The following is a 9013-nucleotide window of genomic DNA, read 5'->3' as shown; positions in this document are numbered from 1 at the left end:
TCCGCGTTGTCCGCCGACGATCCGATCAACATCCAGTACACCTCCGGAACCACGGGTTTTCCCAAGGGGGCGACGTTGTCGCACCACAACATCCTGAACAACGGGTTCTTCGTCGGCGAGCTGTGCGGTTACACCGAGCGGGACCGGGTGGCGATCGCGCCGCCCTTCTACCACTGCTTCGGTATGGTGATTTCGGGAACTAGCGAGAACTGACGTCGGCTAGTTGTTCCTGCGCACAAGGGGTTTCGTGGGTATGTGGACTAGCCGCTACTAGCTCTGGCTAGCGGGTTCTGCCCCACATGTGCCCCACGTTCAGTCTCTTGTGGACAGAAATGTCCACTGTGTTTCGATTGTGGGGGAGAGGGCTCGGAGCGCGAGGTCAGTGTTGTGGCTTTCGGGTGGGTATGCCTAGGATGCGGGTGCCATCGTGAGAGATCACAAAAGAATAACGGAGCTACGGAGTCGCAGGTCAGTACGTGTGTTCCCCGCAGGCGCGGGGATGGACCGTACGGCGCCGTGGCTTCGCAGGAGGAGGTCAAGTGTTCCCCGCAGGCGCGGGGATGGACCGCACACGGTGCTGTGGGACAGCAGGTGGCGTCCGTGTTCCCCGCAGGCGCGGGGATGGACCCCCATCGCCCGATGAGCAACAGCTTCTCACTGCGTGTTCCCCGCAGGCGCGGGGATGGTCCTTCGGCCTGCTCCTTCGGTGTGAGCGTGTGGCCGTGCTCGCGGCAGGTGTGGGGGTAGTAGTCCGGGTGCCCCTGTCGTGTGGGAGGGGCGTGCACGTGTCCGTGTGGTCCCCGTGTGTGGGGAAGAGTGCGGGCCCCGGCCAGGGGTGGCCGGGGCCCGGTGTGTGGGGTGGGGTTAGCGTCCCTGGTTGGTGGAGGGGCCGGTGCGGAGTTTGCCGGTCACTCGCGGGAACTCCTCACCGTCGTTGTGTTTGCGTTCCAGGCGCTCGACCTCGCGTCGCAGTGCGTGCTCCACGAGGTCGGACATGCTGGCGGTGTGGGCCACGTGGCCGCCGAGGGCGGCCACCGCGGCCTTGGCGCGCTCGATCACGTCCTCGGAGACGTACGGGGTCATGGCGCGGCGGGTCATCGTGTCACCTTCATGCGTACTATTTCGAGTGCTATGGAGCCTACGGCGAGCATGCCCATGATCCACAGCACCCATGTCCACGTGCCCAGCACTAGGCCAAGCACGAACACCACGATGGGAATCACCGTGAAGGTTCCGATAGGTGGGTCGATCTTCATGGTTTGCCTTCCTGATGTGGAGGGGTAAACTCAGAGTGGTGGGGACTGGGGTAGCTGCTTTACCCCAGTCCCCTGGCACATCGTCACCGTCGGCGGTGTTTACCTCGCTTGCGCCCCGTCTTGCGGCGCCGGTGAGGCTTGACCGTCCGTGTCACCGATATTTCCCGGTTCTGGTCTCCCGGAGTTTTCCGGTTGGCACGGATGGTCAGCACCCCCGCGATCATGTTCACGATTCCCGAGAACGATCCCACGGTGCTGGCGACGATTGCCAGATACAGATAGCTATCTGGCATCTGCCCTCCACTCTGTAGTTAACTCATCCGGCTTCCTGCCGAACTGTCCATAGTGTACTCAAATTACAAGTAACTATGCAAGGGTTTGCTGGGGAATTTTTTGAGGGAATCTGGTGGAGGGGTGTGGTGGTGGGTTCCGGGGCCGGTGGTCGCATCCTCGTGTGTGGGGGTCAGGGTGCGAGGTACTGGCTGTCAGCGGGGCGGCTTGTCCGCTTTGGTTGTGGGTGTGCTCGTCGAGCAGGAGTCGTCAGGGGTACGAAAAAGCGCCCCCCGGAACCTTCCGGGGGGCGCCGTGTGTCAGCGGCTCACTCGAACCGGTTGTTCTTCACCGCGTCGAGGAACGCGGCCCACTGGCCGCGGGTGGTGGTGAAGTACCCGGCCGAGCGGTCCTTGGTGTCGCGCACGGCGGCGCCGTCGCCGACGCGGCCGACCTCGACGCAGGCGGTGTTGTTGCTGGATCGAGTGGACTTCCTCCAGCCTGTGGGACGTTGTTTCACGGTATACTCTCCTCGAATTTGTCTGCGTGTGCGGCGATGAACTCCGTTGCCTGATCCGGAGGCATCGCCGCATCGCGAAGGTTACCTGCGGCGTCTTTGTAGATGTCTATGGCGTGGGGCGCAGTGAGGAACGCGGCCGAGCCCAGATGTTCGAGGTGTACGATCGGTGCGGCCCGCGGGAACTCGATCAGCATGAACTGACCGGAGTGCGCCGGTGTCCATGTCTCGGGGTTGGCCGGGATGATTCGTAGGGTGACGTTGGGCAGTTCGGCGAGTTTTTCCAACTGCCGAAGTTGGTCGGCCATGACCTCGGGTGAAGCGATCCGCTCGGTTAGGGCGCGTTCCATGAGGATCGCTTCGAAGGTGGGTGCTCGGCGACTGGTGAGGATGTCGCGACGGCTGGCTCGCATCGCGATGCGGGTTTCCTGTTCCGGTCCTTGTGTCGTTCCCATGACCGTTCGGGCGTAGTCGGCTGTCTGGAGCAACCCCGGAACAAGAAGCGGGGCGACTTCGGTGATCGCCGAGGCGGTGCGCTCGTATTCGATCAGTGTCACGAGCTCTTGGTGGACACCGGGAATACCAGAGCGTAGCCAGTCGGGACCGTCGCTTTCGCGAGCGAGTTCGGTAAGGCGGTCCCGTTCGGCGGCGGAGAGTCCGAGCGCGACGGTGATAGCGGCGACGTCTTCGGGTGTCGCCGTACGAATACCTGTCTCGGTGCGGGTAATCCATGCGTGCCCGATATTGAGTCTACGAGCCAGTTCGCGCACTCCGGTTCCGGTAGATTCTCGGGCTTTTCGCAGTTCAGCGCCGAGCGTTCGTGCTTTCGGGCTTCCTGGCCTGGTTCCCGTCATGCACCAATCGTAGAACAGGTCTCGGAATGAGTGGATCACTTGATCGGAGTATTGCCCAAGTGGTTCGGAACCATCATGATGGTTCCTATCCGGAAGGGCGGAGATTAAACCACTATGGAGAGTAACTTATGCCACAGATTCCGTTTACGTGGGTGCCCGCCGGTGGGGGGCGTCATGTCAGCGAGGACAGGCGGCCGTCGGGGCGGACGCAGTTTCCGGAGGGGCAGGTGGTGTCCACGCTGTGTGGGCAGGCCCTGGAGGCCCGTGAGGGCGAGCTGGCGTGGTTGTGGTGGACGTGCCCGACCTGTGACACCAGAGCCAGGGAGATCGTGGGGGCCCCGCCGCGTCCGGACATGGGGGAGCAGGCATGAGCGGGCCGAGTGCGGCGGCCGGGTTGGCCGAGCTGCTGATGCGGGGCGTGTGGCTGCTGGAGCAGACCGCCTACGAGGTGGGCGGGCGCCGCGTCACCGCCGGGCGGTGTCGGGACGTGGCGGTGGCCCTGGACGAGGTGGCCGCCGCGTTGCGGGAGCACGCCGACACGCTGCCCACTGGGGAGCTCACCGTCGACAGCACGGTGGGTGGTTCGGATGCCTGATGTGTTACCGGCTGTTGTCCTCGCTCTGGCCCTGGCGGCGACCGCTGTCGTCCTCGGGATCTGGGCGCCCCGGTCGGAGCGCAGGCCTCGGCACGCCGGGGCGGGGCCGGGAGCGCTGACCGTACAGCAGTTACGCGAGGAGATCGAGATGCCCGAGGAAACGGGCGAGCTTCCCGCGGTCGGCCGGGGCCGGTGGTCGCACTGGCGCGGCACCCTGCCGCTGGCGGCGGTGGCCAGACGCCGACCCGGCGGCTCCACCCTGCCGGGTCGGCGGCCCGAGCCTAGCCCGGAGCTGTCCCTGTCCCCGGACCGGGCGCTGTTGGCCCGCGTACTGGCGCGGCTGCGCGCCCTGTAGAGACCACGGCCCGGTGCCTGCCTCCACCCGGCACCGGGTCGTTCGGCCCGGCCGGTGCCTGCCCCCGACGGCATCGGCCGGGCCTGCACCCAAGGAGACCGTGACGTAATGGCCATGCCAATGACCATCCCGTGCCCCCACGCCGCGTGGTGTGTGCGCCCCGCCGCCCACGAGGGGCCGTGCGAGTACGACCGGATGCTCGCCTGGCAGCGGGAAAACGGGGCGAGCCCGTCGAGTGAGACACCGGACCCACCCGGAGACAGTGATGCTGGAAGAGATTCGCGGCCGGTTACAGCAGATCATCGACACCGCGCCCGTCGGCGAGCTGCAAGCCGTGCGGACCACGCTCGAGGAGCTGCGCGGGCAACTGAACCAGGTCGCCGGGACCAGCACGAACGAGGACGTGCAACAAGCTCTGCACCTGTTCGGTCTCGCGGCCGAGAAAGCGGGCGAGGCCGCGCAGGCAGCGATGCAGGCCGCCGAGCACGTCCGGTCCTTTTCCGCCGTCCTGTAGGAGTCCGGCATGTCCCACGTGGAAGACATGGGCAATACCCTCGCCGGGATGCTCGGGCGATTACCGCCCGAGCAGCTGCACCCGGCGCGGGCCTGGATCGAGGAGTACGCCCTGCCCACCCTGGCCGAGATCGGCCCAGGCAGCAGCTCGGCCGAGTTGGCCGAGGCCGTGGCGCTACTCGAACGCGCCCGCGAGCTCATCGACGACGTGCTCGCCCTGTCCGAGACCACCCGAGGGCACGTGGTGGGCTACCTCGCCACCCTCGGCATCAGCGGCGAGCAGCCCCCACCGAGCCTGCCGCACCCGTCGCCCCTGGACCGCATCCCCACCGACGCGTCCCGGGACCGCTCCTGGATCGACCAGGTCCGCCAGCGACTGCCCGACTACACCGGCGGGCAAACCACCGGGCTGGTCTACGACCAGGACGGCAACGAACTTCAGGTCAACAGTGGGCGAGACCCAAAGCTGTCCGAGCAAGCACGGCTGATCCTGCACAACTCCGAGCGATACCCCACCGACGACCGCGGCGCTCCCGCCGTGACAACGCACGTTGAGGTGAAATACGCGCTCATGATGCGTCAGGCAGGGCAGACTTATGGCGTCGTGGTGCTCAACAACGAACTCTGCCGAGGATGCGAGAAAGCCGTGCCGGAGATCCTGCCGGAAGGCTCCACCCTGAAGGTGTGGCATCCCGGAGCGCCCGACACGATCACGCTGCGAGGAAAGGCCAGACCGTGACCACCGTTGAAACAGGCACCGTGGTATCGGTGCTCTACCGCCGCGAGCTGCGTCATGCCCACACCGACGAGGAACTCGAGGTGCTGGTACGCGAGATCGTCGAGAATCCGCCACGCCCGGTGTGCGAAGTGTTCGTGTGGGACCGACCGTGCCGATTCGTCATCGACGCTGAACCGGACTTCCCGGACGCTCGGCTGCTTGTGTCCAGCTCCCCGAACACCGGCTGGGGCGCACTGAACTACATAGCCCCCCACGCCCCGGACGGACGTGTCGTCGATTCCTACAACCCCGATGCCGGAGCGGAGGCACCGGTCCTGCTTCTCGACCCGGACGGAGGAGTGGACTTTTCCACCTCGGCCGCACTGCCCCTCGAACAAGTCCGCGAAGCCATCACCGAGTACTGCCGCACCGGGCAACGCCCGAGCTGTGTGCAGTGGCAACCCGGACAGTGGTACTGACCGCCGCTGCTTTCCGGACCAACAGTGATTCCCACAGCGGGAAAGTATTGTTAAGATCGCAGGTCACCAAGAGTGCTCCCCGCAGGCGCGGGGATGGACCGACGAACACGTCGATGTCCAGCAGCGGATCCAGGTGCTCCCCGCAGGCGCGGGGCCGTGGTGGGCCGGTTTTAGGCAAAATCGGGACATGTACCCCGCGTAGACGGGGGACTCGGTGGTTGGGGAGGGGAAGTGTGTGGCGACACGCCGGGAGGTTCCCAAGCCTCTGCTCGGCGTGTCGGTCACGGGATGGTCACAGCGCCGGTGTGGACGCTCCGGACCACCGGCGGTATCCCAACACGTGGAGACACAGGCAGCGATGCTGATGCGCGAAGCCGGAATCACCCACGGAGCCGTCACGATCAACAACCGGATGTGCTCCGGTGACCTCTCCTTCGAGAAAGCGATCCGCACCATCCTGCCCCGTGGCTCGGTCCTGGACGTGTGGGAAACCGGAGCCACCCGGCCACGACGCATCGAGGGACAAGCATGACCACCATCGACACCGCCACAGTCGTCACCGTGCTCTTCGACCAAGACGAACGCACCCATACAGCCAGTGCCCCGGACGAGGTCGAAACACTGATCGACCGTGTTCTTAACGAGAACACCGAATACAGCCGCACCACCATCGTCTGCGCCTGGGACCGGCCCGCACGCTCCGACCGCGACGAGGGCGGAGCCCTGTTCCCACCGGCTTACCTCCGGGTGGCCTCCCACCCGCCTACCGGCTGGGCGGCGATGACCTGGATCGGCACCGACACCGTGCTGGACACCTTCAACCCACACGCTCCCGAGGAGGCCCCCGAACTGGTGTTCGCCTGCGACGGCCCCGACCTCCTGCCCGCCTCAGCCTCACTTCCCCAAGCCGATGTGCGCCGCGCCCTGACCGAATACACTCACACCGGTCGACGCCCCACCACGGTGCAGTGGCAGCAGGGCTACCTCGCCCTCTAACGTCCCCAGAACACGAAAAAACGCCCCGGGATCCGATGTGGAGTCCGGGGACTGTGTGCGCAATCGGCGCGGTCTGCTGGCTATCGCTGAGAGCCCCTGGGGCTAGGGAGCGTGGGCAGGTCACTGGTCGTGGCGTGGGGGCACGGCTGATCCGAGTACGAGCCGCCGCAGCCATACGGGTAGGTGCGGCTCAGCCGAGCGTGCGAGCGCGTAGACCACTCCGATCGCGATGGGGGTGGTGGCCGTGGTGAGCACGGTCTGCACGTCGCTTGCGGCCTCGGACGCGATCAGCCCGGTGGCCACGAGCCAGGCGTCTCGTACAACATAGGTACTACAAGTGCGAGCCCTGGCCACCCTTGGCGGGGGCCCGGTTGGGGTGGGGTTAGCGTCCCTGGTTGGTGGAGGGGCCGGTGCGGAGTTTGCCGTCGAGTCGGGGGAACTGGTCGCCGTTGTTGTACCGGCGTTCCAGGCGTTCGACTTCGCGGTGTAGGGCGTGTTCCACGAGGTCGGACATGCTGGCGGTGTGGGCCACGTCGCCGCCGAGGGCGGCCACTGCGGCCTTGGCGCGTGCGATCACGTCCTCGGAGACGTAGGGGGTCATGGCGCGGCGGGTCACAGATCGCGCTCCGTTCGTGCTCGGATGACTTCCAGGATGACTGTGGCGATCGTGAAGGATCCTGTGGTCCAGATCAACCAGGTCCAGGCGTCGACGATCAGGCACCAGCTCAACGCCAGGATCGGAACCACAGCGAAGACGCCTTGTGGTGGATGCTGTCGCATGGGCTCTCTTTGTCGTGGTCGATGGGTGTCGTGCGAGGAACGGGCGGGGCCGTCCCCGGATTCTGTCCCGTGTTCTTCCGTGGTGTACCGCCGTCTGTCCGATTCCCGATGTCGCCCCGTTCCGCGAGTGGGGGGAAAGCGGTGGGGGACCCGCTGCTTGCGAGGTCTCGACTCTGTCGTTCGTGGGAGCGAGGATGTTGTCCGGACCACACCGTCGTGTCGCAACGGGGAGGGCATCGTGTCGGAGTTCGGCCACGACCAGTCGGTTGGGGAGCCCCTACGCCGCAGTTACGCCTCGGGCACCTCGGAGGTCCCGCTGCTGGGGGACACGATAGGGGCTAATCTGCTGCGTACGGCCGGGCGCGTGCCGGAGCGGGACGCGCTGGTGGAGTTCGCCACCGGACGCGGGTGGACCTACCGTGAGTTCGTCGCCGAGGTGGACTCCCTGGCCTGCGGGCTGCTGCGCGCGGGGCTCACCCGGGGCGACCGGCTGGGGATCTGGGCCCCGAACCGCGCGGAGTGGACGCTGGTGCAGTACGCCACCGCGCGGATCGGCGTGATCCTGGTGACCGTCAACCCCTCCTACCGCGCGCACGAGCTGGAGTACGTGCTCAACCAGGCCGGGGTGCGGATGCTGGTCGCCGCCGAGGGGTTCAAGAGCTCCGACTATGTGGACATGGTCGAGGGGGTGCGTCCGCGTTGTCCGGAGCTGGAGTGGGTGGTGTTTCTGGGTGGCGACGGCTGGCGGGAACTGTTCGTCGAGTCGGACCCGGTGGAGCTGGCGCGGGTGGAGGCCGGGTTGTCCGCCGACGATCCGATCAACATCCAGTACACCTCCGGAACCACGGGTTTTCCCAAGGGGGCGACGTTGTCGCACCACAACATCCTGAACAACGGGTTCTTCGTCGGCGAGCTGTGCGGTTACACCGAGCGGGACCGGGTGGCGATCGCGCCGCCCTTCTACCACTGCTTCGGCATGGTGATGGGCAACCTGGCCTGCACGAGCCACGGCGCGGCGATGGTGATCCCCGCCGAGGGCTTCGACCCCGCCGCGGCGCTGGGGGCGGTGCAGGCCGAGCGGTGCACCTCGCTGTACGGGGTGCCCACGATGTTCATCGCCGAGCTGGAGCTGCCCGACTTCGAGCGGTACGATCTCTCCTCGCTGCGCACGGGGATCATGGCCGGTTCGCCGTGTCCGGTGGAGGTGATGAAGCAGGTCGTCGAGCGGATGGGCATGTCCGAGGTGGCCATCTGCTACGGGATGACCGAGACCAGCCCGGTGTCCACCCAGACCCGCCCGTACGACTCGCTGGAACGGCGGGTGTCCACCGTGGGCCGGGTGGGCCCGCACCTGGAGATCAAGATCGTCGATCCGGAGACGGGACGCACCGTGCCCTGCGGGCAGCCGGGGGAGCTGTGCACGCGGGGCTACTCGGTGATGTTGGGTTACTGGAACGAGCCGTCCAAGACGGCCGAGGTGATCGACTCGGCGCGGTGGATGCACACCGGGGACCTGGCGGTGATGGACGAGCACGGCTACGTGAGCGTGACCGGGCGGATCAAGGACATGGTCATCCGGGGCGGGGAGAACATCTACCCGCGCGAGATCGAGGAGTTCCTCTACACCCATCCGGACATCCTGGACGCCCAGGTGATCGGGGTTCCCGACCCGCGCTACGG

17 protein-coding genes and 1 pseudogene are annotated in these 9013 nt (G+C 66.5%); 10 read left to right on the top strand and 8 right to left on the bottom strand.

The annotated features are described in order from the left end of the window. A pseudogene (locus ACTMO_RS0115750) lies at positions 1-192 on the top strand (AMP-binding protein); the annotation flags it as partial. A 672-nt stretch (positions 193-864) separates the two neighbouring features. Here the strand turns inward: ACTMO_RS0115750 and ACTMO_RS0115745 are convergent. The 5 genes from ACTMO_RS0115745 to ACTMO_RS0115725 form a co-directional block, all read right to left on the bottom strand. Continuing rightward, positions 865-1098, bottom strand: coding sequence for a ParB family protein (locus tag ACTMO_RS0115745; RefSeq protein ID WP_019855648.1), 234 nt, complete (start codon positions 1096-1098; stop codon positions 865-867). Further along, a complete protein-coding gene (locus tag ACTMO_RS23090; protein WP_019855647.1) occupies positions 1095-1256 on the bottom strand; it encodes a hypothetical protein in 162 nt (53 codons plus the stop codon). The genes ACTMO_RS0115745 and ACTMO_RS23090 overlap by 4 nt, the downstream gene beginning before the upstream one ends. A gap of 83 nt (positions 1257-1339) precedes the next feature. After that, positions 1340-1549 (bottom strand): hypothetical protein, encoded by a 210-nt coding sequence (locus tag ACTMO_RS23085; protein WP_157062914.1) that lies wholly within the window; start codon positions 1547-1549, stop codon positions 1340-1342. Positions 1550-1854: 305 nt separating this feature from the next. Beyond that, complete coding sequence (locus ACTMO_RS0115730; RefSeq protein WP_019855646.1) at positions 1855-2046, bottom strand: DUF397 domain-containing protein; 192 nt, start codon at positions 2044-2046, stop codon at positions 1855-1857. After that, a complete protein-coding gene (locus ACTMO_RS0115725) occupies positions 2043-2897 on the bottom strand; it encodes a helix-turn-helix domain-containing protein (protein ID WP_026449293.1) in 855 nt (284 codons plus the stop codon). The genes ACTMO_RS0115730 and ACTMO_RS0115725 overlap by 4 nt, the downstream gene beginning before the upstream one ends. Before the next feature lie 128 nt (positions 2898-3025). Between ACTMO_RS0115725 and ACTMO_RS0115720 the strand changes: the two genes are divergently transcribed. From ACTMO_RS0115720 to ACTMO_RS0115685, 8 genes are all read left to right on the top strand, one after another. After that, entirely contained in the window at positions 3026-3268 is a 243-nt protein-coding gene (locus ACTMO_RS0115720; protein ID WP_019855644.1) for an HC3 family zinc finger protein, read from the top strand. Next, on the top strand, positions 3265-3492 hold the full coding sequence (locus ACTMO_RS0115715) for a hypothetical protein (protein WP_019855643.1): 228 nt from the start codon (positions 3265-3267) through the stop codon (positions 3490-3492). The genes ACTMO_RS0115720 and ACTMO_RS0115715 overlap by 4 nt, the downstream gene beginning before the upstream one ends. Continuing rightward, entirely contained in the window at positions 3485-3847 is a 363-nt protein-coding gene (locus ACTMO_RS0115710; protein WP_019855642.1) for a hypothetical protein, read from the top strand. The genes ACTMO_RS0115715 and ACTMO_RS0115710 overlap by 8 nt, the downstream gene beginning before the upstream one ends. A 265-nt stretch (positions 3848-4112) precedes the next feature. Continuing rightward, positions 4113-4361 carry a hypothetical protein gene (locus tag ACTMO_RS0115705; RefSeq protein WP_019855641.1) on the top strand — a complete coding sequence of 83 codons (249 nt, stop codon included), beginning with the start codon at positions 4113-4115 and terminating at the stop codon, positions 4359-4361. 9 nt (positions 4362-4370) lie between these two features. Next, positions 4371-5099: a DddA-like double-stranded DNA deaminase toxin gene (locus ACTMO_RS0115700; RefSeq protein ID WP_026449291.1), complete on the top strand. Its 729-nt coding sequence runs from the start codon at positions 4371-4373 to the stop codon at positions 5097-5099. Then, the gene (locus tag ACTMO_RS0115695) at positions 5096-5557 is read left to right on the top strand and encodes an Imm1 family immunity protein (protein WP_019855639.1); all 462 of its coding nucleotides are present in this window, start codon (positions 5096-5098) and stop codon (positions 5555-5557) included. Before ACTMO_RS0115700 ends, ACTMO_RS0115695 begins: the two co-directional genes overlap by 4 nt. A 214-nt stretch (positions 5558-5771) precedes the next feature. Then, on the top strand, positions 5772-6089 hold the full coding sequence (locus ACTMO_RS23755; RefSeq protein ID WP_157062913.1) for a DddA-like double-stranded DNA deaminase toxin: 318 nt from the start codon (positions 5772-5774) through the stop codon (positions 6087-6089). Further along, a complete protein-coding gene (locus ACTMO_RS0115685; RefSeq protein ID WP_019852800.1) occupies positions 6086-6553 on the top strand; it encodes an Imm1 family immunity protein in 468 nt (155 codons plus the stop codon). Before ACTMO_RS23755 ends, ACTMO_RS0115685 begins: the two co-directional genes overlap by 4 nt. A gap of 120 nt (positions 6554-6673) precedes the next feature. Here the strand turns inward: ACTMO_RS0115685 and ACTMO_RS0115680 are convergent, their stop codons facing one another. From ACTMO_RS0115680 to ACTMO_RS23080, 3 genes are all read right to left on the bottom strand, one after another. Beyond that, the gene (locus ACTMO_RS0115680) at positions 6674-6856 is read right to left on the bottom strand and encodes a hypothetical protein (RefSeq protein WP_019852801.1); all 183 of its coding nucleotides are present in this window, start codon (positions 6854-6856) and stop codon (positions 6674-6676) included. 79 nt (positions 6857-6935) lie between these two features. After that, positions 6936-7169 carry a ParB family protein gene (locus tag ACTMO_RS0115675; protein ID WP_019855638.1) on the bottom strand — a complete coding sequence of 78 codons (234 nt, stop codon included), beginning with the start codon at positions 7167-7169 and terminating at the stop codon, positions 6936-6938. Then, positions 7166-7333 (bottom strand): hypothetical protein, encoded by a 168-nt coding sequence (locus tag ACTMO_RS23080; protein WP_157062912.1) that lies wholly within the window; start codon positions 7331-7333, stop codon positions 7166-7168. Before ACTMO_RS23080 ends, ACTMO_RS0115675 begins: the two co-directional genes overlap by 4 nt. A gap of 238 nt (positions 7334-7571) precedes the next feature. On the opposite strand from ACTMO_RS23080, the gene ACTMO_RS21245 reads away from it, so the two are divergent. After that, positions 7572-9013, top strand: a 1442-nt coding sequence (locus tag ACTMO_RS21245) for an AMP-binding protein (RefSeq protein WP_033401996.1), incomplete at its 3' end; no start/stop codon positions are given.

The organism is Actinopolyspora mortivallis DSM 44261, from assembly GCF_000384035.1.
Lineage (GTDB): Bacteria > Actinomycetota > Actinomycetes > Mycobacteriales > Pseudonocardiaceae > Actinopolyspora > Actinopolyspora mortivallis.
Note: the sequence above shows the minus strand (reverse complement) of the source record. Positions and strands in the feature narration are given on the sequence as shown.

Bases quoted from the DNA above. Each gene is read 5' to 3' on its own strand.
- ACTMO_RS23085 (WP_157062914.1), bottom strand. From the start codon at position 1,549: ATGCCAGATAGCTATCTGTATCTGGCAATCGTCGCCAGCACCGTGGGA.
- ACTMO_RS0115685 (WP_019852800.1), top strand. From the start codon at position 6,086: ATGACCACCATCGACACCGCCACAGTCGTCACCGTGCTCTTCGACCAA.
- ACTMO_RS0115700 (WP_026449291.1), top strand. From the start codon at position 4,371: ATGTCCCACGTGGAAGACATGGGCAATACCCTCGCCGGGATGCTCGGG.
- ACTMO_RS0115710 (WP_019855642.1), top strand. From the start codon at position 3,485: ATGCCTGATGTGTTACCGGCTGTTGTCCTCGCTCTGGCCCTGGCGGCG.
- ACTMO_RS23090 (WP_019855647.1), bottom strand. From the start codon at position 1,256: ATGAAGATCGACCCACCTATCGGAACCTTCACGGTGATTCCCATCGTG.
- ACTMO_RS0115725 (WP_026449293.1), bottom strand. From the start codon at position 2,897: ATGACGGGAACCAGGCCAGGAAGCCCGAAAGCACGAACGCTCGGCGCT.
- ACTMO_RS23080 (WP_157062912.1), bottom strand. From the start codon at position 7,333: ATGCGACAGCATCCACCACAAGGCGTCTTCGCTGTGGTTCCGATCCTG.
- ACTMO_RS0115705 (WP_019855641.1), top strand. From the start codon at position 4,113: ATGCTGGAAGAGATTCGCGGCCGGTTACAGCAGATCATCGACACCGCG.
- ACTMO_RS0115715 (WP_019855643.1), top strand. From the start codon at position 3,265: ATGAGCGGGCCGAGTGCGGCGGCCGGGTTGGCCGAGCTGCTGATGCGG.
- ACTMO_RS0115720 (WP_019855644.1), top strand. From the start codon at position 3,026: ATGCCACAGATTCCGTTTACGTGGGTGCCCGCCGGTGGGGGGCGTCAT.
- ACTMO_RS0115745 (WP_019855648.1), bottom strand. From the start codon at position 1,098: ATGACCCGCCGCGCCATGACCCCGTACGTCTCCGAGGACGTGATCGAG.